Consider the following 25183-nt stretch of genomic DNA (forward strand, 5'->3'; position numbering starts at 1 on the left):
GCCGATGAAGGGCCCGCAAGTCTATTCGATCGCAGCCCACCGCGGCTTTGCCGACGCGCTCGTCGCCGGGTTGATCCCGCGCTACACCGAAGGCGATTACGGGCTTGCGCGCCTGACGCTGCTGTTGCCGTCGAGCCGTGCCGCCCGAACCTTGCAGGAAGCGTTCGTGCGGGTCAGCCCGTCCGCCGGTTCGGGAGCCGGCCTGCTGATGCCGCGGATGGCGGTGGTCGGCGACCTAGACCTCGACGAAACGCTCGGCACGCTGCTTGACCCGCTGGGTGCGGCCGACATCCCGCCGGCGGTCGATCCCACGCGCCGATGGCTGCGCATCGCCGCGTTGCTGGCGGACGAGATGGGGCAGGAGGCACCGCGCGGTGCTGCGCTGTTGCGGCTGGCGCAGCAGGTCGCCCGCACGATGGACCGTCTGCTGATCGAGGATATCGGACCCGAATTGCTGCTGAGCGATCAGGTGCGCGAGATCGTCGGCGACATGGCCGAACACTGGCAGCGGTCCGTGCGGCTGTTTGCGCGGGTCCAGACACGGTGGCTGGCGGAACTTTCGGCGATGTGTGCGCTAGACGCGTCCGCGCGGCGCAATCGCCTGTTCGATCATGCGGCGCGAACCTGGAAGGAACGACCGCCGCAAACTCCGGTGATCGCCGCCGGCGTGACCAGCGCCGCGCCCGCCCTTGCGCGGCTGCTGCGCGTGGTCAGCGAACTGCCGCAGGGTGCCGTCATCCTGCCCGACCTCGATCTGGCGATGCCCGATGAGGTGTGGGCAGAGCTGGGCATCGCCGGCGGACCGGAAGATCCACCATTCTCGGAAGACGACGCGGTCTCGCACCCGCAATACCACCTCAAGCTGCTGCTCAACCGGATGGGCGTGAACCGGCAGGAGGTGCAGCCGTGGCACCGGCGCGGGCTGTCGGCCGCCCCGCCCGAACGCAGCCGCGCAATCTCCAGCCTGTTCCTGCCGCCCGAAGCGAGCAAGTCGTGGGCCGACATGCCGCCCGATCGCCGCCGGCTGGCCGGCGTCCGGCTGATGGAGAACCCCAACCCCGAAGCCGAGGCGCAGGCAATCGCACTGCTTATCCGGCAAGCGGTGGCTGAACCGGAAAAGCGGGTCGCGCTGGTCACGCCCGACCGCGCGCTCGCGCGCCGGGTGATCCAGCACTTGCGTCGCTGGAATTTGGACGCCGACGATTCCGCGGGCCGCCCGCTAGGCAGCACCGCCGCCGGTCGGCTGTTTCTTCAGTTGGCGCAGATCGCGTCGGAAGGCGGCGCGCCGATCGCGCTGGTGGCCGCGCTCGCCCATCCGCTCGTGATGACGGGCGAGCGGCGCGCGCCCTGGCTCGAACGCCTGCGCGCGTTCGAGCTCAAGCTGCGCGGTCCGCGTCCCGCACCGGGCTTCGCAGCCTTGCGGCCGATCGCGGAGAAGGCGCGGGTCGAGCCCTGGTGGCTTGAGGTCGAGGCTATTCTAACGCCGCTGATGGCGGACGAAACGCTCTACTTGGCAGAATGGCTGGACCGGCTCGCCGCGACCGGAGAGGCGCTGTCGGGAGAAGTGCTGTGGAGCCGCGAGGACGGCCGCGCACTGTCCGCCTTCGTCGAGGATCTGCGCGCCCACGCCCGCGAAACGGGCACCGTGCTGGAGGCGCGCGACCTGCACCCTGCGCTGGGCGATGCGATGGAAGCGGTGGCGGTTCGTCCGCCCTACGGGGGACACCCGCGGGTGGCGATCTACGGCCTGATCGAATCGCGTATGGCGCGGGCGGACCTGGTGATCGCAGCCGGGTTGAACGAAGGCACCTGGCCCACGCGACCGGCGACCGACCCGCTGCTCGCACCGGCGGTGCTGCGCGCGCTCGGCGTGCCGGGCGCCGATTTCCGCATCGGCCTTAACGCACACGATCTTGCTGCCGCGATGGGCGCGCCCGAAGTGGTGCTCAGCCGCTCCCGCCGGGACGAGGGCGGGCCGGCTATCGCCTCGCGCTTTCTGCTGCGGGTCCAGGCGCTGCTGGGGGAATTGGGCGACCATCACCGGGAGGCAGACGCGCCGCGGCTTGCCGCGATGATCGACCATGCCGCGCCGGCGCCGGACTATCCCCGGCCGCGGCCCATGCCCACGGCGGAGCAGCGCAGGGTCGCGATCAGCGTGACCGGGCTCGACCGGCTGCGCGCTGATCCATACCAGTTTTATGCGTCGTCGATTCTCGGCTTGCCGGAGCTGGAGCCGCTGGAGGCGGAGCCGAGCCCGGCTTGGCAAGGCACTCTGGCGCACGAGATCCTGGAAACCTGGCACAAGACCGGTCGCCCCCTGGACGAAATCGCGCGCGAAACGCTGAGTGCGATGCACGCCCATCCGCTGACCCGCGCGCTATGGCGCCCGCGGCTGCTGAACGCGCTGCGATGGGTGGAAGCGAGCGTCGCCTCCGATCCCTCGCGCACGCCCGTTCTCTGGGAGGAGAAAGGGCGCATGGAGTGGCGCGGCGTGACCCTTCATGGGCGAATCGATCGCCTGGACCAGCTGGAGGACGGCACCTTTGCAGTGGTCGATTACAAGACCGGCAAGCCGCCGTCGGGCGCGCAGGTGGAGCGCGGGTTCGCGCTCCAGCTCGGCACGCTGGGGTTGATGGTGGGCGAGGGCGCGTTCGCCAAGGCACAGGGCACAGCCAGCCGGTTCGAATACTGGTCGCTCGGTCGAAGCGACAAGAGTGATACCGGGTTCGGTTACATCACCACGCCGATCCTGGAAGGCGCCAAGAAAAAGGGCATCGCCGCGGGCGAGTTCCTGCCGCAGGCGCGGCGCTATCTGGATGATGCGCTGGACAACTGGATCCTGGGGTCCGAGCCGTTCACCGCCCGGCTCAACCCCGATGCGCCCAGCTACGCGACGTATGACCAGCTGATGCGGCTGGATGAGTGGGTGGGACACGAACAATGAGCGGCGCGGTTCACCCCTTGCGCGACAATCAGGCGCGGGCCGTCGCGCCGGAACGCAGCGTGTGGCTGTCCGCATCGGCCGGGACGGGCAAGACCCAGGTGCTGTCCGCGCGCGTGCTGCGTTTGCTGCTTCAACCGGGGGTCAAGCCCGGCCAGATCCTGTGCCTCACCTTCACCAAGGCCGGCGCGGCGGAAATGTCCGAGCGGGTCAACGCCGTGCTCGCGCGCTGGGTGCGATTGAAACCGGAGGAACTGGGCAAAAACCTGCTCGCGATCGGCGCGCCGGTCGATCCGGCGACGCAGGAGCGGGCACGCACGCGCTTCGCGGCGGTGCTCGATTGCCCTGGCGGTGGATTGAGGATCGACACGATCCACGCGTTTTCCCAGTGGCTGCTGGCGGCATTCCCTGACGAAGCGGGGCTGGTCGCCGGCACCCGGCCGATGGAAGACCGCGACCGCGACCTCCTGGCGCGACAGGTGCTCCAGACACTCGTCGTGGAGGCCGAGCAGGCGGAGGACGTCGCGGTGCTCGGCCCGCTGGCGATGCTGAGCGAACGGATGGGGCCGGACGGCGTGCGGTCGTGGCTGATGCGCTGCGCCGAAGCGCGCGAGGTCTGGCAGGGGACGGGTGCATGGCAGCCCCCGATGCACGAACGGGTGCTCCGGTTGCTCGGCCTCGAGAGCGACGCGAGCGAGAGCAGCCTGGTGGAACTGTGCGCCGAGGGCGTGTTCGACTGCGACGCGCTGCACCGGGTCCGGTCCGCAAACGAGGCATGGGACACGGCGACCGCGCAAAAATCGACCACCGCGATTGCCGACTTCCTTGGCGCCAGCGGCATGGGTCGGGTCACGGCGGCGGGTCCGCTGCGGGATGCGCTGTTCACCCAGAAGGGTGAAATCCGCTCGCTGAAAAGCCTGGAAAAGTGCGATCCCGGCTATGCCGCCGCGGCGGAAGCGGTCGCGGCTTCGCTGGGCGCTCTACGCGAGCGACAGGCGTTGCTCGCGCTGGCTGACCTGCTGACGCCCGCGCTCGAGCTTGGCCGCCGGTTTGCGCTCGCGTGGGAAGAGGCCAAGGAGCGGGAAGGGCTGATCGACTTCGATGACCAGATCCGCCGCGCGGCCGAGTTGCTGACCCGGTCCGATATTGCCGACTGGATCCGCTACAAGTTGGACCGGCGGTTCGACCACATCCTGATCGACGAAGCGCAGGATACCAACCAGGCCCAGTGGGACATCATCCGCGCGCTGACCGGAGACTTCTTCGCCGGCCAGGGCGCGCGGGGCGAAGCCATGCGCACGATCTTCGTGGTCGGTGATTACAAGCAGGCGATCTTTCGCTTCCAGGGCACCAGCCCGGAAAACTTCGCCATCGCCCGGCAGCACTATGCCGAACTGATCGACGCGCTTGCGGCCGGTGACCCCGACCGTGAACTGCTGAAGCTGGGGCTCGGCCGCAGCTACCGCACCGCGCAGCCGGTGCTCGATTTCGTCGATCGCGCGATCGAGACGATCGGCGCGCGCGCGTTCGGGCTCGACAGCGAGCCTGAGCCGCACATCGGGGACGAGCGCCCCGGACTTGTCACGCTGTGGCACCCGGTGGCCGGTCGCGAAGACGATGCCGATGACGACGGGCCTGAGGACTGGCTGTCGGAACCCGAGCGAGCGATGGCCAACCGCATCGCCGATCAAGTCCGTGTCTGGCTGAGAGACGGCTTCCCGCTGGTCAAGGGCGGCACCCGCAATGCCGGACCCGGCGATATCATGGTGCTGGTGCGCAAGCGGCGTGAGTTGGCCGGGCTGATCGTCGCCCGGCTGCACGCGGCGGGCGTGCCGGTCGCGGGCGTCGACCGGCTGCGCCTGGGTGCGCCGCTCGGGGTGAAGGACCTGCTGGCGGCGCTGCGCTTTTCCGCCCAGCCGCTCGACAGCCTGAGCTTGGCCAACCTGCTGGTCAGTCCGCTGATCGGTTGGTCCCAGGAAGAACTGCTCGAACTCGGCTATCGCATCAAAGGCGTGCCGCTGTGGGATCACATCCGGGGCGGCGCGCACCCGCGCCAACAAGAGACCGCTTCCCGCTTGCTCGACTTGCTCCGGCGCGCGGATTTCGAGCCGCCCCAGGCGTTGCTCCACTGGCTGCTGGTGGGTCCGTGGCAGGGTCGCAAGACACTCGTCGCGCGTCTTGGTCACGAGGTAAACGATCCGATCGACGAACTGCTCAATGCCGCCAGCGCCTATGCGTCTACGCAAACGCCCAGTCTCGTCGGCTTCCTCGCATGGTTCGATGCGGGCGAGGGCGAACTGAAGCGCGACGCGGACGGAGGCGGCGGGCTGGTGCGGGTGATGACCGTCCACGGATCGAAGGGCTTGCAGGCGCCTATCGTGATTTTGGCCGATGCCACCGGCAATCCGGACGCTTCTCCGACGCGCGACCTGACTCTCACCGAGGATCTGCCCGGCGGCGGCGGGCGCACGGTGCCGATGCCTCCCCTGCGCAAGGAGGAAAAGGCCGGCCCGGTGGTCGATGCGGAGAACACCGCCCGTGTTGCCGAGCGCCAGGAGCACTGGCGCCTGCTCTACGTCGCGATGACCCGCGCCGAGGAAGCGCTGTTCATCGGCGGCGCGCTGGGCAAGCGAGAGAAAGAGCCGGCACCGGATTCATGGTTTGCGCGCCTGGCGCCCTTGTTCGAAAATGAACCGCTGGCCGATCCGATCTGGGGGGCGGTCAGCGAATGGGGCGCGCGCGCGCCAGAGGCCCCGCCAACGGCGGCGGTCCCGGCTCCGCTCGAAGCGGGACTACCTGTCTGGGCCAGCACTCCGGTCGGCGACGAACCGCGCCCGCCGCGGCCGCTGGCACCTTCGGCTGCCGGCGCGGAGCAGGGCGCCGATCCGCCATTCCCCGCCGATACCGCGCGGATCGCGGCGCGCCGGGGCGTGCTGGTGCACCGGCTGCTGGAACGACTCCCCGACATCGCGCCGGACCAGAGGAGCGAGCTTGGCCGAGGATGGCTTACCCGCCAGGCCGCGGATATTCCCGCCGAGGAGCGCGAGGCGTTGCTCGCCAGTGCGCTGGCGGTGTTGTCGCAGCCCGCGTTTGCCGACGTGTTCTCGCCCAGCGCCCTTGCCGAAGTCCCGCTGGCGGCGACGGTGGGCGGCGTGGTGGTCGCCGGAACCGCCGACCGTCTGCTGATCGAGCCGGGCCGGATCACGGTAGTCGACTTCAAGACCATGCGCCGCCCGCCATCCTCGCTGGAGGAAGTGCCCGAACGCACGCTCCGCCAGATGGCGGCGTACGCAGCCGCGCTGCAGGTGATCTATCCCGGGCGGGAGATTTGCGCGGCGGTTCTCTACACCCAGGCGCCCCAGCTAATCGTCATCCCGGAAGATCTGCTGGCCGCGCGCAAGACGCACTTGTCCCCCGAACCGGAAAGCTTTCCAGCCCCATCGGTTGAGTGAACGACCGGGCTGCCTAGATTGGTGGCCAGAACATCGGGCCGCCGCGGAAAGGCGGCTCGCGCAAAAGGAGAATACCATGCCGACCATCGCGGTGACCGACGCCAGTTTCCAATCCGACGTGCTCGATTCCGACAAACCGGTGCTGGTGGATTTCTGGGCCGAGTGGTGCGGTCCGTGCAAGATGATCGGCCCCGCGCTGGAAGAGATTGCGGATGAGCTGTCGGACAAGGTGACCATCGCCAAGATGGACATCATGGAAAACACCGGCGTGCCCGGTTCGATCGGCGTGCAGTCGATCCCGCTGATGGTGCTGTTCAAGGGCGGCAAGCCCATCGCGCAGAAGCTCGGCGCAGCCCCCAAGATGCAGCTCAAGAGCTGGCTTGAAAGCGAACTGCAGAGCTAGGACACGGGTAGGCGAGCGGCCATCTGGTCCCACAAGCGCGGACTCGCCGCGCCGATGAGGCCGGGCCGCTCGTACTCGTCCACGCGGTAGGGCGACCCGTCGGGGCGGGCTACCTTTCCGCCGGCCTCGTTGACGAACAGCGCGCCGGCAGCGTGATCCCATGGCAGGGTCCGTTCGAAAATAGCGACATCGTTCTCGCCGAGAACCAGGCGCGGATATTGCTCGGCTGCGCACCGGGGAATGTCGACGAGCGTGTAGTGCGGGGCGATCGCCGCGCTGACTCGTGCGCGCCGATCGGGGGCCATGTAGATCAACGAGTTGGCCGCGACCGGGGTCGAGGCGCCTGTCTCGCGCGCGGCGGCGCGGTGGCCGTCGATGTACGCGCCTCGCCCACGGTTCGCGTGGCAAAATCGGCCGGTCAGGCAATCGTAGATCCACCCGGCGACCGTTTCCCCATGCTCAGCCAGCGCGATCAGGATGCCGAACGGCGGTTTGCCGGCGGCGAAGTTGTTTGTCCCATCGAGCGGATCGACGATCCAGCACAACGGGTCGCCGAGCCGAGCAAGCAGCGAAGGATCGGCGGCGCAGGCTTCCTCGCCGATCACGGTGGCTTCGGGCAGCAGGCGGGACAAACCTTCGGTCAGGATCGCTTCCGCTTCGTGATCCGCGATCGTGACCACGTCAGGCAGGGTGCCGACGCTTACCTTGCTCTCGATCTGATATTCGGCAAGCGCTTGCCAACGTGGCATGATGGCGCGCGTCGCGGCGTCACGCATCAGCGCGCCGACGGCGCTGGTCAGCTTATCGCCGGCGGCCATTCAGGACCGATAATCTGCGTTGATGGCGATGTACCCCGCGGTGAGATCGCAGGTCCACACGGTCGCGCGGCCTTCGCCAAGGCCAAGATCGACCGCGATCGTCACTTCATCGCCTGCGAGATGCCGGGCCACGGGCGCCTCGTCGTAGTCCACGACCGGCTGACCCTCACGCGCGGCCCAGGTGCCGCCGAACCCGATCGACAGCTTGTCACGGTCCGCCGGCTCCCCAGCTTTGCCGACCGCCATAACGACCCGCCCCCAGTTGGCATCACCGCCCGCTACGGCGGTCTTGACCAACGGAGAGTTGGCGACCGCAAGGCCGATCCGGCGCGCGCTGTCGTCGGAAGTAGCTCCCGTTACCGCCACCTCGATGAACTTGGCGGCCCCTTCGCCATCGCGCACCACGAGGTGGGCGAGCTGGCGGCACACATCGTGCAGCGCCGCGGCAAAAGCATCGGCGCCCGCGTCTTCGATCGAGGCAAGAGGAGTGTTGCCGGCCTGCCCGGTGGCGAACGCCAGCACGGTATCGCTGGTCGAGGTGTCGCTATCGACGGTGATGCAGTTGAACGTCGCGTCGCTTGCCGCCGACAGCAGCGCCTGCAGGAAAGCTGGCTCGACCGCTGCGTCGGTAAACACATAGCCCAGCATGGTCGCCATGTCGGGCGCGATCATCCCGCTGCCTTTGACGATCCCCACCAGCGAGATTTCTTGCCCGCCGACGATCGCGGTCGCCACCGCGCCTTTAGCGAAAGTGTCGGTTGTGCCGATGGTTGTCGCAGCCTCTTCCCATGAGCACTCGGCTGCCGTGAAGGCAGCAGCGAGGCCTTCGCGCGCCTTGTCTTGCGGAAGCGGCACGCCGATCACCCCGGTGGAAGACACGAACACGTCGCTTGGGGCGCACCCCAGGTTCTCGGCAACCTGGGCCATGATCCCCTCGACCGCCGCGCGGCCGCGGTAGCCGGTGAAGGCGTTCGAGTTGCCGGCATTGACCACCAGCGCGCGCGCAGTCCCCAGACGCACCTGCTCGCGGCCGAGTTCCACCTCGCTGGAACAGCAGACATTGCGGGTGAACACGCCCGCGACAGTCGTGCCCGGCGCCACTTCGATATAGGTCAGATCGCAGCGGCCCCACTCCTTGTAACCGGCGCGGGCCACGCGCGGGGTCACCCCCGCGACCGGCAGTGCGACTGGAAAAGGGCGGGCGAGCGGAGAGCGATCGAGATCCATGTATCGGCCGCTAAAGACCCCTTTTGACGGCTGTTCAAGACTCGTTCAGCGCTCAAGCGTAGCGTGGACGCTTCGGTTGCTGCGATTCACTAGGGGGTGGACGAGATGCTTGCCAAAGCCTATCTGTCTCGCTCCATGTTGCGTCGTATTCTTGCCTGTCTTGCGCTGATCACCGGGCTTGTTGCCACCGGCACTCCCGCGCATGCGCGCATGATCCTCGATTCCAGTACGCGTATCGAAACCAGCGTGCCGACTTCGCAGGGTTCTTCTCAAGCGCCCTGCAGTTCGCAGCCGCAGCGGGTGAACGCGCAGGGCAAGGCAGTCACGCAGCCCGGTTGCGCGCCGCGCCGGCCGGTGGTCGTCTACATTCCTACGGTTCAGTACGGCCCCGACCGCGCGTACGAATAGCGCGTCGGTTCGCTTCCCCGTAACGCTGCCCGGCAGGACCCGCGCGTCCGGCGGGTTTGGCTCTTGAACCTCCAGCCGTCAGGCACTCCATCATGATCCAGAATTTCGCCAAGGCCCTGTTCGGGTCGTCGAACGACCGTTACGTCAAGTCGCTCGACAAGATCGTCCGCCAGATCAATGCGCTCGAACCGCAGCTTGAAGCGCTCTCGGATGCCGAACTGTCCGCCCAGACGCAGAAGTTTCGCGACCAGCTCGCCGGCGGTTCCACTCTCGACGATATCCTGCCCGAAGCGTTTGCGACCGTTCGCGAAGCATCGCGGCGTGTGCTGGGCATGCGGCATTTCGACGTCCAGATGGTCGGCGGCATCGTCCTCCACCGCGGTGAGATCGCCGAAATGCGGACCGGCGAGGGCAAGACCCTGGTCGCGACGCTGGCGACGTACCTCAACGCGATCGAGGGCAAGGGCGTCCATGTCGTGACCGTCAACGACTATCTCGCCCGCCGCGATGCCGACTGGATGGGCCGGATTCACAAGTTCCTCGGCCTGACGGTCGGGGTGATCGTGCCCAACCTCAACGAATTCGAGCGGCGCGAGGCATATGGGTCCGATGTGACGTACGGCACGAACAACGAGTTCGGCTTCGATTACCTGCGCGACAACATGAAGCACGAACGCGGCCAGATGGTGCAACGCGCGTTCAACTTCGCGATCGTCGACGAGGTTGACTCGATCCTGATCGACGAGGCGCGCACCCCGCTGATCATCTCGGGCCCGACCGAGGACAAACAGGACCTGTACCTCTCGATCGACGCCATCGTGAAGTCGATCGACGACAGCTATTACGAGGCAGACGAGAAGACCAAGAACATCTCTTGGACCGAAGAGGGTGCGGAGAAGATCGAGGAGCTGCTTGCCGGCAGCGGCCTCCTGACCACGCCCAATCTCTACGACGTCGAGAACACGCAGGTCGTCCATCACCTTGACCAGGCGCTACGCGCGAACGTGATGTTCAAGCGCGACATCGACTACATCGTCAAGGACGAGAAAATCGTCATCATCGATGAATTCACCGGCCGCATGATGGACGGCCGCCGCTGGTCGAACGGCCTGCACCAGGCGGTCGAGGCGAAGGAAGGCGTCAAGATCGAGCCCGAGAACCAGACGATGGCCTCGATCACCTTCCAGAACTATTTCCGCATGTATCCCAAGCTCTCCGGCATGACCGGCACCGCCGCGACCGAGGCGGCTGAGTTCTGGGACATCTACAAGATGAACGTCGTCGAGATCCCCACCAACGTGCCGGTGCAGCGGATCGACGAAGAGGACGAGTTCTACAAGAATACCGCCGACAAGTTCCAGGCGATTGCCAAGGCGATCGCCGAGAAGAGCAAGATCGGCCAGCCGGTGCTGGTGGGCACCGTGTCGATCGAAAAGTCGGAACTGCTCAGCGAATACCTTGAGAAGGAAGGCGTGAAGCATTCCGTCCTCAATGCCCGCTTCCACGAAATGGAAGCGCACATCGTGGCGCAGGCGGGCCGGCTGGGCGCAGTGACCATCGCGACCAACATGGCGGGCCGCGGGACCGACATCCAGCTGGGCGGCAACGTCGAGTTCCGGACCGAGGACGAGCTGAAGAACGTGCCCGAAGGTCCGGAGCGCGATGCCGCGATCCAGCGGATCAAGGAAGAAGTGGCCGCAGAACGAGCCAAAGTGCTCGAAGCGGGCGGCCTGTTCGTTCTTGCGACCGAGCGGCACGAATCCCGGCGCATCGACAACCAGCTGCGCGGGCGGTCCGGCCGTCAGGGCGACCCCGGCCTCAGCCGGTTCTACCTGTGCCTCGAAGACGACCTGCTGCGCATCTTCGGCCCCGATACGCTGTTCAGCCGTATGATGAATTCGAACCTCGCCGATGGCGAGGCGATCGGATCGAAATGGCTGTCGAAGGCGATCGAGACCGCGCAAAAGAAGGTCGAAGCGCGCAACTACGATATCCGCAAGCAGGTCGTCGAATACGACGACGTGATGAACGACCAGCGCAAGGTCGTCTACGAACAGCGCGCGGACATCATGGATTCCGAAGCCGTCGACGATGTGGTCGCCGACATGCGTCATGACACGGTCAACAATCTGGTCGGTGAAGCGTGTCCTCCTGGCTCGTACCCCGAGCAATGGGACGTGGCCGGACTCAAGCAGCGCATCTTTGACGTGCTGGGCGTCGATGCCCCGGTCGAAGCGTGGCTGGAGGAAGACCACGTCGAGCCTGAGCTGATCGAGGAACGCCTGCAGGCGCTCACCGACGAGGCGATGGAGCGCAAGATCGCCGAGGCCGATCCCGGGATGTGGAAACGGCTGGAGAAGCAGATCCTGCTGGAACGGCTGGATCACCACTGGAAGGAGCACCTCTCCACCCTCGACGCGCTCCGTCAGGTGATCTTCCTGCGCGCCTACGCTCAGAAGCAGCCGATCAACGAGTACAAGCGCGAAGCATTCATGCTGTTCGAGCGGATGCTGGAAACGCTGCGCGAAGACGTGACCACGATCCTGCTGCGCAGCGAATTCCGCTTCAACGCGCCTCAGGCGCCGCTGTCGCTCCCCGACCTGCCGGATTTCCTGACGGGTCACATCGATCCGCTGCTCGGCATCGACAATTCGAACGATGGCGACGGGTCACGCTTGCGCGAAGCGCTGTTCGGCTCGCTCGCCGGGTCGCCTGTGGCCGAAGCCGGGCCGGGCGGCGTGGCGGACAACCCGTGGGCAGGTCAGGAAATCAGCCGCAACGCGCCGTGCCCTTGCGGATCGGGCAACAAGTACAAGCACTGCCACGGCGCGGTGGGGACCAAGACGCCGGCCTGACCTGCGGGCGCGGATCGCCAACCACGGCCGCCCGGCGAAACCTAGCGCGGGGGCCGCAGCATGGCCTCCAGCGGCGGGGCACCGGGCATCACGTCGATCATCGCCTGACGTTCGAAGCCGCAACTGCGGTAGAACCCGCGGTTCGCCGGGTTCGAATTCTCGAGGTAGGCTGGCACGCCGGCCCGATCGCACGCGTCGAGCACCGGCTGGATCAAATTGCGTCCTCGGCCTTTGCCCCGCGCAGATGGGCGCACGCCGATAGTAAACAGGTATGCGTGGGGAAACTCCGGGTGGTGGCGGGCCATGGCAGCGACCGCCGCGTCGGTCCGCCGCTTTGCTCCCCAGGTACTCCCGAACAACACCGCGCCGTACAGCGCGGGTAAGGCGCGCAGCGGCGGCTCGACGTCACCCCCGGGCAGCATCCACATCGCGGCACCCTCATCTCCCAGCCGAATGCAGTAGCCGCGCGGCAGATAGACATGGCGGGCGAGCGCGCCGAATACCCCCGCCATCCCGGCAAAGCGCCCGAACAACCAGCGATTGAACGGGTCGTCGCGAAAAGCGTCGGCGGTGATGTCGCCGATGGCGCGCGCGTCGCTCGATCCGCCGCGCTCCAGGTCGCGGCCGAGTTCGATGGCGGGGAAGTCCACGCGCTCCCTCCTGCTAGTGGCAAGGTCGACGCTATCATGGCGCATGGGGTCTGGTAGAGGAAGCGATGATGCCGCTGCTTGCCGCCGCCTTCGCGCTGACTGCCCTGCTTTACGCCGCGGTCGGCTTTGGTGGCGGATCGACCTACAGCGCGTTGCTGGCGCTCGCCGGGTTCGATTACCGCTTGCTGCCGATCCTGGCGCTCGCCTGCAACCTGGTGGTGGTGAGCGGTAGCTCGATCCGGTTTGCGCGCGCCGGCCTGACGCCGTGGCGCGGGGCCGCGCTGCTCACCGGCGTGGCCGCTCCCGCCGCTTTCCTGGGCGGGCTGACCCCGTTGAAGCAGGAAGTGTTCGTCGGACTGCTCGGAAGCAGCCTCGTGCTCGCCGGGGCAGCCCTGCTGATCCCGCTGGCCGCCCGGGGGGAAGGGGAAGCGCCCCCCGCCGCGCGGTGGATGCCCCTGCTCGCCGCGCCGATCGGCTATCTGGCGGGCCTAGTGGGGATCGGGGGCGGGATTTTCCTCGCCCCGCTGCTGCACCTGACCCGCTGGGACAACGCACGCGCTATCGCCGCGACAGCGGCGCTGTTCATCCTGATCAATTCGGTGTTCGGCCTGGCTGGCCAGCTTATCAAGAATGGCGGCGATCGCCTCGGCGAAGCCGCGACGCTGGGACTGCCCCTGTTGATCGCCGTGGTGATCGGCGGCCAGGTCGGCAGCCTGCTGGCGGTGCGCCTGCTGCCGCAGACCGCCATTCGCTGGCTCACCGCCGCGCTCACGATCTATGTCGGAGCGCGGCTGTTGCTGAAATTCTAACTGGTCGGGGCGAGCGGCCCTTCACCAGCGTGCACCACCGTCGCGTCCCTGCTGAGAGGCCCACCGGCGAGGTCAGCGTTGTCGCCGGTCCGACCACTGGCGGATCCGCCCTGTGTCAGGCGCCGGAAGGTGCCGTCCACCTGCTCGCGGTTCTTGTTGTAATAGTTGTAAGCGGCGTATCCGAGGGCGCCGAGGGTTGCCATTCTGAGAAGCATCTTGAGGTGTCCTTTCCTTCAGCCCCTCAACGAAGGCGACCCGCAAAGGGTCCGGTATGGTCGAAGTCAGTGCGACAGCTGCTTATGGCATGGACTTGAGTGGTGAATGACGTCGCCCAGTCGGCGGCGATCGACCGGCTGGCCGCAGACCGGGCATTTGTGGAAATGGTCCGGCTCGGGCAGGTCGGGCGCTGCGACCGAAGCGCGATTGGCGACCTCACCAGCGTGCAAGAGATTGGCTTCACCACCCCGATCCGAACCGGATGAGCCGCCGCCAGTTCCGATTCGGTCTGGCGCGAAACGGATTCGGTTCAGCGTAACGGCCGGAACACTGCGATTCTCTCGCGCGCTCAGCCTTCATGCCTGTCCAGCAAATCCGAGGTTCGTCCGCGATCGAGAGAGTGGCCTACAATCCCCTTTCGCGCGAACTCAGCGTCTGGTTCAGCGAGCGGAGGCGTTACATCTATTCCGGCGTCCCGGCCGAGATCTATCAGTCGCTGTGCGAAGCTGGATCGGCCGGCCGGTTCGTCAACTCTGCGGTAAGAGGACGGTTCGATTGCCGCGCCGATCCGCCGCGCCGCCGGTATCCCGATTAGAGTATTACGGGTCCCTGGGCATCCCGTGGATGCGGGGGATCGCGGCCGCAACCGGCTGCTTCGCCGTCCGGGCCCTTTCAACCGATGTGGAGCACAGGATAACGGCCTAACCTAGCCGCACCGCAACCCGTACGGTTCAAGCTTCGGTGTCATCGCCAGTGCGCCTACCATAACAGAAGAGAAGGACTGAACCGCCGCCTGGAGGCGTATCGTGCATCGTCGAACTGGCGACGATGAATGGCTCCCCGAGTTGGATTCGAACCAACGACCAAGTGATTAACAGTCACCTACTCTACCGCTGAGCTATCGGGGAGCAGCCGGATCGGCAGGAGCGCGCCTATATGGGCGTGCCGGATGGTTGGCAAGTCCCAGAGTCGACTAGACCGCGAACTGTTCCGCAACGATCCGCTCATCGAGGGCGTGACCGGGATCAAATAGCAGGGTCAGCTGGCTTTCGCGGGCGATCTCCAGGTTCACTTCGGCGACGTCGCGGAACTCTTTCTGGTCGGCGACCACCGACACCGGGCGCTTGGCTGGCTCGTTGACACGGAAGGTCACCTTGCTCCGCTCAGGCAACACCGCACCCGACCACCGTCGCGGGCGGAACGGACTGATCGGGGTCAGCGCCAGCAACTGCGAATCGAGCGGCAGGATCGGTCCGTTGGCAGACAGGTTATAGGCGGTGGAACCGGCCGGGGTGGCGAGCAGCACGCCGTCGCAGACCAGTTCCTTCAGCCGGGTCTTGCCGTCCAGCAACACCTCGATCTTGGCGGTCTGACGGGTTTCGCGCAGTAGCGACACCTCGTTAATGGCGCAGGCGACATGGCGCGCGCCGTCCTGGGTGATGGCCTCCATCCGCAGGGGGGCGATAGCGTGGATGCGGGCCTTGTGCAGCCGATCAACCAGCTTGGCCGGAGTGCGATAACGGTTCATCAGAAAACCGATTGTGCCGCAGTTCATGCCGTACGCGGGTATGACCCGCCCCTTGTCGAGCATCCGGTGCAGCGTGTGCAGCATGAAGCCATCGCCGCCCAGCACCACCACCGCTTCCGCCCGGTCGAACGAGACGAAATCGTGATGCTCGCGCAGCTCGGCCGCCGCGGCGATGGCCCGTTCGGTGCGGGAGGCGAGCAGCGCCAGGCGCTTGACGTCGATGGAGCCAGTCACGCGCGCACCCTTATTTCGAAACCAGGATGGGCGCGAAGCTAGAGCCGGGTGTCCCATTTGGCAACGCAGGGCGGCGGCGGGCGCGCGGCGGCGGGCGCAAAGGGCTAGGGAGGACCGGATGACGTCGCTATCGCATGCTTCAGGCCAGAGCCGCCGCGATGCCCTGACCGGGCTTGCCGACAGCGAGGCCGTGGGCGGCGCGCTCGACATCTGGCGGGCAGAAGCCACCGACGGCAAGGCGGCGCCGGTTCATGCCCTGCTGATTGGGCTGGGGCGGTTCGATGCGGTGAATCTGGCGTACGGCGAAGCCGCGGGAGACGGCGCCCTGGTCGAAGTGGCCCGACGCATCCTTCATTTTGCGGCCGATGAACTGGTGGACGGCGAATGGCTGGCGGCCCGCCTGGGTGGCGGCAAGTTCGCGCTGGTTGCGCGAGAGGCGATGAGCCGCGAACGGTGGCAGTGGCTGGGGGAGGCTTTGGGCGAAGCGCTCGCCGCCCCGATAGCGACGCTCGACCGGTCCGGCACGGTGCGCCTGTGGCCGCGCATCGCGCTGCTGCGGGTGCTGCCCGGAGAGCGGGCCGATCACGTGGTCGATCGTCTCGCCGGCACGCTGGCGCAAGCGCACGACCGGCCGGGCGCGCGGATCGCGTGGGCCGACCGGACCCGCTCACCCGCCGGCATCCGCGCTGCCGAGATCGAGGCGGACCTGCTTACGGCCATCGACCACGGCGAGATCGAGATCGTCTTCCAGCCGCAGTATGACATGGCCGACGACAGACTGGTGGGGGCCGAGGCGCTCGCCCGGTGGAACCACCCCCGCATCGGCCAGATCGGGGCGGGTGCGCTGTTCGCGATCGCCGAACGCGCCGAGCATGTGGCGCATCTGTCGCGGCACATCGCGGAGAAGGCGCTGGCGGCGGCGCGGGTGTGGTCGCGCGACCTGCGGCTGTCGATCAATGTCACGCCGGCTGATCTCGCCAGCCCGAACTTCGCGCAGGATTTCGCGGCGCTGCTGGACGCAAGTGGCTTCGCCGCGGCACGGCTGACATTGGAGATCACCGAGCAGGTGCTGCTGGGCGATCTCGAGCGATGCGCTGCTACGCTGGCCACGCTGAAGTCTCGCGGAATCCACATCGCGCTCGATGATTTCGGCGGCGGGTTCTGCAATTTTCGCTACCTCAAGCTGCTGCCGCTCGACACACTGAAGCTCGACCGCTCGATGATCGACGGGATCGAGCAGGACGAGCGCGACCGGGCAGTCCTGCGGGCTATCGTGGCGCTCGCCCGGGCGCTCGACCTGACAGTGGTCGCCGAGGGGATCGAGACCGAGGCCCAGCGCGCCATCGCCCACAGCGAGGGATGTGCGGTGTACCAAGGCTTTTTGCGATCGGCCCCGCTCTCGCCCGCGGCTTTTCTCAAGGTTGCGCGCCTGCCCGCGTGACGCGCCCCGCGGCATCCGCTAGTGAATGCGGCGAATGCTGACGCGCCTCACCATCCGCAACATCGTGTTGATCGAGGCGCTCGATCTGGAGTTCCGCAGCGGGCTGGGCGTACTGACTGGCGAGACCGGGGCGGGCAAGTCGATCCTGCTCGATGCGCTGGGCCTCGTCCTTGGCAACCGGGCGGAAAACGGTCTGGTGCGCGCGGGAGAGGACAAGGCGAGCGTCACCGCGACGTTCGAGTTCGCCGCGCTACCCGAAGCCATCGCCGCCGCCCTTGATGAGGCTGACGTCGAACTGGAGCCGGGCGAGCCGTTGATCCTGCGGCGCACGCTGAAGGCGGACGGGGGCAGCCGCGCGTTCGTCAACGACCAGCCGGTGGGCGTGGCGCTGCTGCGCGAGATCGCGCCCGCGCTGGTCGAGCTGCATGGTCAGCACGACGACCGCGGGCTGGTCAATCCGCGTGGCCATCGGGCGCTGCTCGATCGGTTTGCCGGAGGGGAGCAAGGCCTCACTGCCCTGTGGACAGGGTGGCGCGCTGCCGAGGATCGGCTGGCCGCCGCGCGAGAACGGGTGGCGACGGCGCAGGCCGATCAGGACCTGCTACTCGCGCACCTCGCCGAACTCGCGGCGATCGAACCGCAGGCGGGCGAGGAAGCACGCCTGGCCGAAGCGCGCGCATCGATGCAGAAGGGCGAGCGGCTGTCGGGCGACCTCGAGGAATTGCGCCTGCTGTGGGAGGGTTCCGACTCGCCGCTGGCCAACCTGCGGGTCGCTGCTCGCCGCCTGGACCGGATCGCATCGGAACACCCGCTGCTGGCCGAAGCACTGGCGGCGCTCGACCGCGCGGTGATCGAGGCGGGGGAGGCGGAGGACAAGCTGACCGCCGCGGGCGAGGCGCTGGTGCACGATCCGCTGGCGCTGGAGCGCGCCGAAACGCGGTTGTTCGATCTTCGTGCACTGGCGCGCAAGCATCGCTGCGAAGTCGACGAGCTGCCCGACCGCATGCGCGAGTTCCGCCACCAGCTCGATGCGATCGAGGGCGGCGAGGCGGAGCTCGATTCGCTGGCCGCCGCGGCGAAATCGGCTGGCGAGGCTTATCGAGAGCGCGCCGTCGCCTTGCACCAGGTGCGGATCGCCGCGGCGGAACGACTGGACGCGGCGGTTGCGGGAGAGCTTGCGCCGCTCAAACTGGATTCGGCGCGCTTCCGGACAGCGGTGACGGAGTTGCCGGAGGACCGCTGGGGGCCGCACGGGATCGACGCGGTCGAATTCCTGATCGCCACCAATCCGGGAGCTGATTTCGCCCCGCTCAACAAGATCGCGAGCGGGGGCGAACTCAGCCGCTTCATCCTCGCGCTCAAGGTTGCGCTGGCGGAGAAAGGCGGGGCAGCCACGATGATCTTCGACGAGATCGATCGCGGCGTCGGCGGAGCGGTGGCGAGCGCCATTGGCGAACGGCTGTTGCGCCTCGCCGGCCACGAAGCGAAGAGCGGTGGGCAGGTGCTGGTGGTCACGCACAGCCCGCAGGTCGCCGCGCGTGGGCGGACCCATTTCGTGATCCACAAATCGAGCGAGGGCACGGTGACGCGCACCTCGGTCACGCTGCTCGATCCGGCTGCGCGGCAGGAGGAGATCGCCCGGATGCTGTCCGGCGCGGAGGTCACTCCCGAAGCGCGCGCGCAGGCCGATCGGCTGTTGGAGGGAGTGTGAGTGCGGTGCGGAACCTGTTTGGCGCTGCGGCGGCGGTTTTGCTGGCGGGTTGCACGATGACGGCGCCTCCGGCCGCAGCACCGCCGCTGGGCATGTACGGCACCGATGCGAATCTCACGCCGTCGAAACCTGATCGCGTGCTGCGCTATGCCGACCACCCGCGCGGTGTCGCCGACCTGCGCCTGCCGGAAGGCACGGGGCCGTTTCCCCTCGCGATGATCTTTCACGGCGGGTGCTGGAAGACGGGCATCGCCGACCGACGATACATGGAGCCGCTCGCCACCCGGTGGCAGCAACTCGGCATCGCCACCTTGAATGTCGACTACCGCGAAGTGGGCGACGGAGGGGGTTGGCCGGGAAGCTTCGGCGATTGGTCTGACGCCGAAGGCTTGCTGCGCGGACTGGCGGAAGATCCGCGGCTGGACCTTAGCCGCCTGACTTTCGTGGGACATTCGGCCGGCGCTCTGCCGGCGCAGTGGTTGGCGGCGGCCCAAGGCGTGGACGGGCCGCTTGGCAATCGCCCGGCGACATCCGGAGCCAGTGCTATCGTGTTTGACGGCCCAGCCGACCTCGCGCTGGATCAGCCACCGTTCGACGCGCTATGCCAGTTTTCGGCCGTGGCTCCGTTCATGGGCGGCAGCGAGAGGGAGGTGCCGCAGCGGTATCGGGCGATCTCTCCGCTCAACCATCCGGCGCGGCTGGACCGGATCCTGTTCGTCCAGGCACGGCTGCCGGCACCGAATGAGCGAGGGCTCGCAGCCCTGCGCTCCGCCGGAGCGAAGGTTGCGGTGGAACTGAAGCCCGCGGCGACCCACTTCGATATCATCACGCCCGGTGCCGCGGCCTACGATGCGGTCGAACCGCAAGTGCTGGCGGTGCTGCGCGCGCAATGAGCACGGCCATGAGCGAATCCGATGCCGCGAACGAGCTGATGCGGCTCGCCAAGGCGATCGCACATCACAACCAGCTGTATCATGTCCAGGACGCGCCGGAGATCACCGACGCCGAATATGACGCGCTGGTGCGGCGCAATGCGGAGCTGGAAACAGCCTATCCGCATCTTGTGCGCGCTGATTCACCGTCTCGCGCCGTGGGGCATGAAGTCGCCGCCTCTCCCTTGAGCAAAGTGCGCCACGACGTGCGCATGATGAGCCTCGACAATGCGTTTTCCGACGAGGAGGTGGCGGAGTTCGTCGCCCGCGTCCGGCGGTTCCTGAACCTGCCTGCAGACGCCCCGCTGGCTTTCACCGCCGAGGACAAGATCGACGGCCTGTCGTGCTCACTGAGATACGAGCAGGGCCGCCTGGTACGTGCGGCGACCCGCGGGGACGGCGAGGTGGGGGAGGATGTCACCGCCAATGTCGCGCACATCCCTGACATTCCGCAGGAATTGACGGGCGAGGTGCCCGCGCTGTTCGAGGTGCGCGGCGAAGTCTACATGGCGAAACAGGACTTTGCGGCCCTGAATGCGGCGCAGCAGGAGGCGGCCGGCCGGCTGTTCGCGACACCGCGCAACGCGGCGGCCGGATCGCTGCGGCAGAAGGACGCTAGTGTCACCGCCCGCCGCAAGCTGCGTTTCTGGGCGCATGGCTGGGGGGCGGCGTCCGAGGTGCCCGCCGACACCCAGCATGCCATGATGGAGCGGCTGCGCGCGTGGGGACTGCCGGTCAGCCCGGACTTCGTCCTCTGCCAGACGGTTGAGGAGATGGTGCGTCATTACCGCGGCATCGGCGAGCGGCGTGACGGCCTGCCGTATGACATCGACGGGGTGGTCTACAAGGTGGACGACCTAGCGCTGCAGTCGCGGCTCGGTGCGATTGGCAAGGCCCCCCGCTGGGCGCTGGCCCACAAGTTCCCTGCCGAACGGGCCGAAACCGTACTGAAGAAAATCGATATCCAGGTCGGCCGCACGGGCAAGCTGACTCCGGTGGGCCGCCTGCGACCGGTGCTGGTCGGCGGGGTGACGGTGGTCAACGTGACGCTGCACAACCGGGACGAGATCGCTCGCCTGAACTTGCGGGAAGGCGACCGGATCGTGATCCAGCGCGCCGGCGACGTCATCCCCCAGGTGGTCGGCAACCTCACTGGCGAGGAGCCGCGAGACGTTTACGTGTTCCCGGATCACTGCCCGGTCTGCGGCAGCGAAGCGGTGGCCGAAGAGGGTGAAGTCGATGTTCGCTGCACCGGCGGCCTGGTCTGCCGCGCCCAGCAGTTCGAACGGCTGCGCCATTTCGTCAGCCGCGCCGCGCTCGACATCGAGGGGTTGGGGGAAAAGACCATCGCTGAATTCATCGACTTGGGCTGGCTCGACCGCGGCCCCCCGGACATCTTCCGCCTGAGGGACCATCGCGGCGATCTGGTCGGACGAGAGGGGTGGCAGGAGAAATCGGTCGACAACCTCCTCGCCGCGATCGAAGCGAAGCGCACGCCCGATGCGGCGCGGCTGCTGTTCGGCCTCGGCATCCGGCACGTGGGCGCGGTGACCGCGCGCGATCTCCTCAAGCATTTTCACGAGTTGCCGGCGGTGCGCGCCGCCGCGGAAGCCGCGCACCGGGGCGATGCGGAGGCGGCCGCGTTGCTAACCGCGATCGAGGGCGTCGGCCCGGTGGTAGTCGAGGCGCTCGGCGATTTCTTCCACGAAGAACACAACCGCGCGGTGTGGGACGACCTGCTGCGCGAGGTTTCGCCCCCGCGTTACGAGGTTCAAACCACCGCCAGCGCGGTCAGCGGCAAGACGGTGGTGTTTACCGGCAAGCTGGAAACGATGAGTCGGGACGAAGCGAAGGCGCAGGCCGAGCGGTTGGGTGCCAAAGCCGCCGGAACGGTCAGCGCCAAAACCGACCTCATCGTCGCCGGGCCGGGCGCGGGCAGCAAGCTCAAGAAGGCCGCCGAACTGGGCATCGAGGTGATCGACGAGGCGGCATGGGCGGAGATCGTCGCCAGCGCGGGATAGCGGAACCCGCGCGCCGGCGGGGCGCTTTGCAAGCCATGGCACGCAAGCTCAAGGTGTTCCGCACGGCGGCGGGGTTCAACGACGCGTATGTCGCGGCGCCGAGCTAGAAAGCGGCGCTTGCTGCCTGGGGCGCGAGTGGAAACCTGTTCGCGCAAGGCACCGCGGAAGAGGTGACCGACGAAGCCTTGATGGCCGCGCCCCTCTCCAAGCCAGGCGAGATCGTGATGATATCGCGCGGTGGATTGGCCGAACAACTGAAGGCGCTCGGCCCGCGCAAGACCAAGAATTCCGCAAAGTCTGCCAAAGCGGCTCCTGAACCGGCACCTCCCCGCAAGCGCAGCAAGCCGCCCAGCCGTGCTTCGCTGGACAAGGCGGAGGCGGATCTGGAGGAGGCGACCAGCCGCCACGCGGCGGCACTCGCTGCATTGGAAGCCGAGCGCGAGTCGCTTGACCGGAAGATTGAAACGCTCCGGGCGCAGCAGGCGAAGGAAGCCGAGAAGCTCCAGCGGCGCGAGCGGGATGCGCGCGAAAACTACCGTGAGACGCTCGCCCGGTGGAGCGGCTGACGGTTGCGTTTTCGCAGCCACAGCACGGACCAGTCTCCGCGCACGTCGCGCGCGGCGAGGCGAAACCCGGCGCGGGTGTAGGCGGCGCGCACCGCGCGCTCCTGCGTTTCGAGCAAGCCCGCCAGCAGCACGCTGCCGCCGGGCACCACGGCGCGCCCGAAATCGGCGGCCAGTTCCGCCAGCGGACCGGCGAGGATGTTGGCGATGAGCAGGTCGTACGGCCCGCGCACGCGCAGCAGCGGGTCCGCCATGCCATCGGCGATCACCATCGTCAGCGCGCCGCGGCCAGCACCCATCCGCGCGTTGTTGGCCTCGGCATTGGCCTCCACGACCCCGGCGCAGACCGCGTCGATGTCGCTCGCGGTCGCATAGGCGCGGGACCACAAGGCCAGCCCGGCGAATGCCAGAAGCCCCGTGCCGGTGCCGATGTCAGCGAGGTTGCGCACCTGCATCCCCGTCCGCTTCATGCGCCCTAGCATCGCCAGGCAGCCCGCGGTAGTGGCGTGATGGCCGGTGCCGAAGGCTTGGCTGGCCGGGATCGCGAAGTCGATCGTGTCGGGGATCGCCGGATGATCGGGGGTGCGGACGCGGAACGGTCCGGCGACGATCGGCTCCAGCCCCGCCTGGCTGACGGTGAGCCAGTCCTGATCGGGGATCGCGGTCACTACCAGCTTTGGCGCCGTGTCTCCAAACAAAGCCGCTACACGGCCGACGTCCTCCGCCGAAGGTTCGTGCGGCAGATAGGCTTCGACAAACCAGTCTTCCGGCAAGTGATCGGCCACCTCGCTGCCGGTCAGCACCCAGTCTTCCGGCCAGTCGAGCGCGTCTTCGTGCGCCACCAGCGCCGCACGGGCGATTTCCCGCGGCACATCGGCGCGAACGGACCAGCAGTCAGCCACCGGCGGCCTCCTGTGCGAGCCGCTTGTCGAGCCGCTCGCTTGCTGCCGCGGCATAGGCACGGCAGCCGCCCGGATCGACCAGGGGCTTGTCGCCCAGCAAGCGCGCGCGCATCGCCGCCGCCACAGGATGCGGCGCCAGCACGATGTCGCACGGTGCGCTGCTCACCGCGTCGATTCCGCCGCGGAACCCCTTCACCAGCTCCGGATGGTCGCGGTAGCGGTAGCCTTCAGAGCTGATCGGATTGAGGCTGTCGGCATAGACGATCGTCTTGCAGTCCCCATCGTCGCACGCCTGCCAGGTCCAGCTCAACGCTCCCAGAGTGTGGCCCGGGGTAAAGATCGGTCTGGCGGCCAAACCCTGCGGCATTCGCGCTTCATCTACGCCGAGTTCGATGATCCGGCCGGTTGCGGGCGGGAAGGGCGGGTGGTTGGAACGGGACTGCGGGTCGTTCGGATCGACCTCGCCGCTGCGCAGGACTTTGGCGGCAGCTGCAGAGGTTACGATGGTTGCTCCCGTGGCAGCCTGCACCCGTGCGATCCCGCCGACGTGGTCGAAATGTTCGTGGCTCATCAGCAGGTACTTCACGTCGCCCGGATCGAAGCCGAGCGCGCGGATGTTAGCCAGCACCACCTCGGCACCCTTGTCGGTCCCGCTGTCGATCAGCGTGTGGCCGCGGGGCCCCGTCACCAGCAGCGCGGTGATGCCGCAAGTGCCTACGTAATAGGTGTTGCCGCGGATGCGGAAGGGCGGGCCGGGCTTGTCCCACTCGTCAGCGTCCGCACACGCCGCGGCCCAGGCGCGCTGGCCGGTGGCGGCATCGGCCAGCGGCGCCGGAGCCGTCGCGCATCCCGCCAGCAGCGCAAATGCGGCGGCGATTGATCTAGCGGACATAGCTTGCTCCGTTGGCGTCGAGGGTCGCGCCGGTCATGCTCGGCGGCGCATCAAGCGCGCAGAACACGATCATCGTCGCGATCTCCTCCGGCGTTGCCACCCGGCCAAGCGGAATGTCCGCCAGCAGCGCCGGGCCGCCACGGCTGGCGAGGTAGTCTCCCGCCATGCCGGTATCGGTGAAGCCGGGCGCGATCGCATAGCTGAGAATCCCCTGCGCCGCGTATTGCCGCGCGATCGTCTTGTGCAGCGCCAGCATCCCGCCCTTGGCCGCGGCGTAGTGCCAGTGCGCCGGGGAATCGCCCCGGTGCCCGGCACGGCTCGCGACGTGGACGATGCGCCCCGCTGCGCCTCGGTCCTGCCAGTGCCGCACGGCGAACCGGCTGAGCTGGGCCGCTGCGGTCAGGTTGATCCGCACCGTATCTTCCCATCCGTCGAGCCAGGCGATGTCGGATCCGTCGAGCGGATTCTCGGCAAAAAGCCCGGCATTGTTGACCAATACGTCGATCGCACCGCCAGCCTGCGCCAGCGCGGTTTCCCACAGGACCTGCGGCGCCTGGGGCTCGGCGAAATCCGCCGCCAGCAAGCTTTCGCTGGCGCGTGTTGCCTGTCCGATCACACGGCACCCGCGTGCTTCGAGAGCGGCGAGGGCCGCCGCGCCGATCCCGCGCGACGCGCCGGTGAGAAGGATGGTCGTCATACCGGCCCCTTTTCCGCATCATCGGTTGCATGTCGAGCGCTTGCGCGACCAAGCCAAGACGTTAAGGGGAGGGCGCACTTCAACCGACGGACTTCTCGATGGCCAATCGCCCGATAGCACCGCACCTGCAGATCTGGAGATGGGGGCCGCACATGGCGGTATCCATCCTCCACCGCGTCACCGGCGACGGCATGGCGCTGCTGGGCCTGCCCATCCTGGTGTGGTGGCTCGCCGCCTTGGCGAGCGGCGGCGAAAGCTATGCCAACTTCCAGGCCGCGGCCGATTCCATCATCGGGCAAATCGTTCTGATCGGCCTGTCGTGGGCGTACTTCAGCCACTTGGCGAGCGGCATCCGTCACTTCGTGCTCGACATCGGCTCGGGCTACGAACTCGGCACCAACAAGACCTGGTCGTGGCTGACGCCGGCGATCGGTCTCCTGCTGACCGTGGTCTTCTGGGCCCTGGTCCTGACCCGCTGAGGAA

General features: G+C 67.6%; 22 protein-coding genes and 1 tRNA gene. 14 read left to right on the top strand and 9 right to left on the bottom strand.

What is annotated here, in order from left to right; translation table 11 throughout:
• Positions 1 to 4 precede the first annotated feature (4 nt).
• The 3 genes from E0504_RS19650 (at position 5) to trxA (ending at position 6796) form a co-directional block, all read left to right on the top strand.
• On the top strand, positions 5 to 2944 hold the full coding sequence (locus E0504_RS19650; RefSeq protein ID WP_131625420.1) for a PD-(D/E)XK nuclease family protein: 2940 nt from the start codon (positions 5 to 7) through the stop codon (positions 2942 to 2944).
• Complete coding sequence (gene addA, locus E0504_RS19655; protein ID WP_131625422.1) at positions 2941 to 6393, top strand: double-strand break repair helicase AddA; 3453 nt, start codon at positions 2941 to 2943, stop codon at positions 6391 to 6393. Before E0504_RS19650 ends, addA begins: the two co-directional genes overlap by 4 nt.
• A gap of 76 nt (positions 6394 to 6469) precedes the next feature.
• Positions 6470 to 6796 (top strand): thioredoxin, encoded by a 327-nt coding sequence (trxA, locus tag E0504_RS19660; RefSeq protein WP_131625424.1) that lies wholly within the window; start codon positions 6470 to 6472, stop codon positions 6794 to 6796.
• Here the strand turns inward: trxA and E0504_RS19665 are convergent.
• Both E0504_RS19665 and argJ read right to left on the bottom strand, forming a co-directional pair.
• A complete protein-coding gene (locus E0504_RS19665; protein ID WP_131625425.1) occupies positions 6793 to 7614 on the bottom strand; it encodes an inositol monophosphatase family protein in 822 nt (273 codons plus the stop codon). The genes trxA and E0504_RS19665 overlap by 4 nt on opposite strands.
• Positions 7615 to 8841: a bifunctional glutamate N-acetyltransferase/amino-acid acetyltransferase ArgJ gene (gene argJ, locus E0504_RS19670; protein WP_131625426.1), complete on the bottom strand. Its 1227-nt coding sequence runs from the start codon at positions 8839 to 8841 to the stop codon at positions 7615 to 7617.
• 96 nt (positions 8842 to 8937) lie between these two features.
• Here argJ and E0504_RS19675 point away from each other — a divergent pair, with 96 nt between their 5' ends.
• Positions 8938 to 9249 (top strand): hypothetical protein, encoded by a 312-nt coding sequence (locus E0504_RS19675; RefSeq protein ID WP_131625427.1) that lies wholly within the window; start codon positions 8938 to 8940, stop codon positions 9247 to 9249.
• 92 nt (positions 9250 to 9341) lie between these two features.
• The gene (secA, locus tag E0504_RS19680; RefSeq protein WP_131625428.1) at positions 9342 to 12104 is read left to right on the top strand and encodes a preprotein translocase subunit SecA; all 2763 of its coding nucleotides are present in this window, start codon (positions 9342 to 9344) and stop codon (positions 12102 to 12104) included.
• 41 nt (positions 12105 to 12145) lie between these two features.
• Here secA and E0504_RS19685 read toward each other — a convergent pair whose 3' ends face one another.
• Positions 12146 to 12754: an N-acetyltransferase gene (locus E0504_RS19685; protein WP_165938556.1), complete on the bottom strand. Its 609-nt coding sequence runs from the start codon at positions 12752 to 12754 to the stop codon at positions 12146 to 12148.
• 65 nt (positions 12755 to 12819) lie between these two features.
• Here E0504_RS19685 and E0504_RS19690 point away from each other — a divergent pair, with 65 nt between their 5' ends.
• Positions 12820 to 13563, top strand: a complete 744-nt coding sequence (locus E0504_RS19690; protein ID WP_207974509.1) for a sulfite exporter TauE/SafE family protein — start codon at positions 12820 to 12822, stop codon at positions 13561 to 13563.
• Here E0504_RS19690 and E0504_RS19695 read toward each other — a convergent pair.
• Entirely contained in the window at positions 13560 to 13778 is a 219-nt protein-coding gene (locus E0504_RS19695) for a hypothetical protein (protein WP_131625430.1), read from the bottom strand. The two genes, E0504_RS19690 and E0504_RS19695, sit on opposite strands and share 4 nt — an antisense overlap.
• A gap of 102 nt (positions 13779 to 13880) precedes the next feature.
• On the opposite strand from E0504_RS19695, the gene E0504_RS50430 reads away from it, so the two are divergent.
• Complete coding sequence (locus E0504_RS50430; RefSeq protein ID WP_165938557.1) at positions 13881 to 14045, top strand: hypothetical protein; 165 nt, start codon at positions 13881 to 13883, stop codon at positions 14043 to 14045.
• A 92-nt stretch (positions 14046 to 14137) separates the two neighbouring features.
• Entirely contained in the window at positions 14138 to 14374 is a 237-nt protein-coding gene (locus tag E0504_RS19700; RefSeq protein WP_131625431.1) for a KTSC domain-containing protein, read from the top strand.
• Between the two features lie 238 nt (positions 14375 to 14612).
• Here the strand turns inward: E0504_RS19700 and E0504_RS19705 are convergent.
• Positions 14613 to 14687, bottom strand: a tRNA-Asn gene (locus E0504_RS19705).
• Between the two features lie 65 nt (positions 14688 to 14752).
• Entirely contained in the window at positions 14753 to 15541 is a 789-nt protein-coding gene (locus E0504_RS19710) for an NAD kinase (protein WP_207974510.1), read from the bottom strand.
• A 118-nt stretch (positions 15542 to 15659) separates the two neighbouring features.
• On the opposite strand from E0504_RS19710, the gene E0504_RS19715 reads away from it, so the two are divergent.
• From E0504_RS19715 to E0504_RS19735, 5 genes are all read left to right on the top strand, one after another.
• A complete protein-coding gene (locus E0504_RS19715; protein ID WP_131625712.1) occupies positions 15660 to 16982 on the top strand; it encodes a bifunctional diguanylate cyclase/phosphodiesterase in 1323 nt (440 codons plus the stop codon).
• Positions 16983 to 17016: 34 nt separating this feature from the next.
• Complete coding sequence (gene recN, locus E0504_RS19720) at positions 17017 to 18693, top strand: DNA repair protein RecN (protein WP_131625433.1); 1677 nt, start codon at positions 17017 to 17019, stop codon at positions 18691 to 18693.
• On the top strand, positions 18690 to 19586 hold the full coding sequence (locus tag E0504_RS19725) for a S9 family peptidase (protein ID WP_131625434.1): 897 nt from the start codon (positions 18690 to 18692) through the stop codon (positions 19584 to 19586). The genes recN and E0504_RS19725 overlap by 4 nt, the downstream gene beginning before the upstream one ends.
• An 8-nt stretch (positions 19587 to 19594) precedes the next feature.
• The gene (gene ligA, locus E0504_RS19730; protein ID WP_207974512.1) at positions 19595 to 21646 is read left to right on the top strand and encodes an NAD-dependent DNA ligase LigA; all 2052 of its coding nucleotides are present in this window, start codon (positions 19595 to 19597) and stop codon (positions 21644 to 21646) included.
• Positions 21647 to 21816: 170 nt separating this feature from the next.
• On the top strand, positions 21817 to 22212 hold the full coding sequence (locus E0504_RS19735; protein ID WP_207974513.1) for a hypothetical protein: 396 nt from the start codon (positions 21817 to 21819) through the stop codon (positions 22210 to 22212).
• Here the strand turns inward: E0504_RS19735 and E0504_RS19740 are convergent.
• Genes E0504_RS19740 through E0504_RS19750 form a run of 3 tightly spaced genes read right to left on the bottom strand, consistent with a single transcriptional unit; the run spans position 22179 to position 24700 of the window.
• Positions 22179 to 23111 (bottom strand): 50S ribosomal protein L11 methyltransferase, encoded by a 933-nt coding sequence (locus E0504_RS19740; protein ID WP_207974514.1) that lies wholly within the window; start codon positions 23109 to 23111, stop codon positions 22179 to 22181. The genes E0504_RS19735 and E0504_RS19740 overlap by 34 nt on opposite strands.
• On the bottom strand, positions 23104 to 24003 hold the full coding sequence (gene bla, locus E0504_RS19745; protein ID WP_131625437.1) for a subclass B3 metallo-beta-lactamase: 900 nt from the start codon (positions 24001 to 24003) through the stop codon (positions 23104 to 23106). The genes E0504_RS19740 and bla overlap by 8 nt, the downstream gene beginning before the upstream one ends.
• Positions 23993 to 24700: an SDR family NAD(P)-dependent oxidoreductase gene (locus E0504_RS19750; RefSeq protein ID WP_131625438.1), complete on the bottom strand. Its 708-nt coding sequence runs from the start codon at positions 24698 to 24700 to the stop codon at positions 23993 to 23995. Before E0504_RS19750 ends, bla begins: the two co-directional genes overlap by 11 nt.
• A gap of 98 nt (positions 24701 to 24798) precedes the next feature.
• Here E0504_RS19750 and sdhC point away from each other — a divergent pair, with 98 nt between their 5' ends.
• Positions 24799 to 25179: a succinate dehydrogenase, cytochrome b556 subunit gene (sdhC, locus tag E0504_RS19755; RefSeq protein ID WP_131625439.1), complete on the top strand. Its 381-nt coding sequence runs from the start codon at positions 24799 to 24801 to the stop codon at positions 25177 to 25179.
• Positions 25180 to 25183: the final 4 nt, after the last annotated feature.

This window comes from Parafrankia sp. BMG5.11, assembly GCF_004337455.1.

What these genes read in the sequence shown, in the direction of transcription:
- E0504_RS19650 (WP_131625420.1), top strand. Translation starts at nt 5, where the DNA reads ATGAAGGGCCCGCAAGTCTATTCGATCGCAGCCCACCGCGGCTTTGCC.
- addA (WP_131625422.1), top strand. Translation starts at nt 2,941, where the DNA reads ATGAGCGGCGCGGTTCACCCCTTGCGCGACAATCAGGCGCGGGCCGTC.
- trxA (WP_131625424.1), top strand. Translation starts at nt 6,470, where the DNA reads ATGCCGACCATCGCGGTGACCGACGCCAGTTTCCAATCCGACGTGCTC.
- E0504_RS19665 (WP_131625425.1), bottom strand. Translation starts at nt 7,614, where the DNA reads ATGGCCGCCGGCGATAAGCTGACCAGCGCCGTCGGCGCGCTGATGCGT.
- argJ (WP_131625426.1), bottom strand. Translation starts at nt 8,841, where the DNA reads ATGGATCTCGATCGCTCTCCGCTCGCCCGCCCTTTTCCAGTCGCACTG.
- secA (WP_131625428.1), top strand. Translation starts at nt 9,342, where the DNA reads ATGATCCAGAATTTCGCCAAGGCCCTGTTCGGGTCGTCGAACGACCGT.
- E0504_RS19690 (WP_207974509.1), top strand. Translation starts at nt 12,820, where the DNA reads ATGATGCCGCTGCTTGCCGCCGCCTTCGCGCTGACTGCCCTGCTTTAC.
- E0504_RS19695 (WP_131625430.1), bottom strand. Translation starts at nt 13,778, where the DNA reads ATGCTTCTCAGAATGGCAACCCTCGGCGCCCTCGGATACGCCGCTTAC.
- E0504_RS19700 (WP_131625431.1), top strand. Translation starts at nt 14,138, where the DNA reads ATGCCTGTCCAGCAAATCCGAGGTTCGTCCGCGATCGAGAGAGTGGCC.
- E0504_RS19715 (WP_131625712.1), top strand. Translation starts at nt 15,660, where the DNA reads ATGACGTCGCTATCGCATGCTTCAGGCCAGAGCCGCCGCGATGCCCTG.
- recN (WP_131625433.1), top strand. Translation starts at nt 17,017, where the DNA reads ATGCTGACGCGCCTCACCATCCGCAACATCGTGTTGATCGAGGCGCTC.
- ligA (WP_207974512.1), top strand. Translation starts at nt 19,595, where the DNA reads ATGAGCGAATCCGATGCCGCGAACGAGCTGATGCGGCTCGCCAAGGCG.
- bla (WP_131625437.1), bottom strand. Translation starts at nt 24,003, where the DNA reads ATGTCCGCTAGATCAATCGCCGCCGCATTTGCGCTGCTGGCGGGATGC.
- E0504_RS19750 (WP_131625438.1), bottom strand. Translation starts at nt 24,700, where the DNA reads ATGACGACCATCCTTCTCACCGGCGCGTCGCGCGGGATCGGCGCGGCG.
- sdhC (WP_131625439.1), top strand. Translation starts at nt 24,799, where the DNA reads ATGGCCAATCGCCCGATAGCACCGCACCTGCAGATCTGGAGATGGGGG.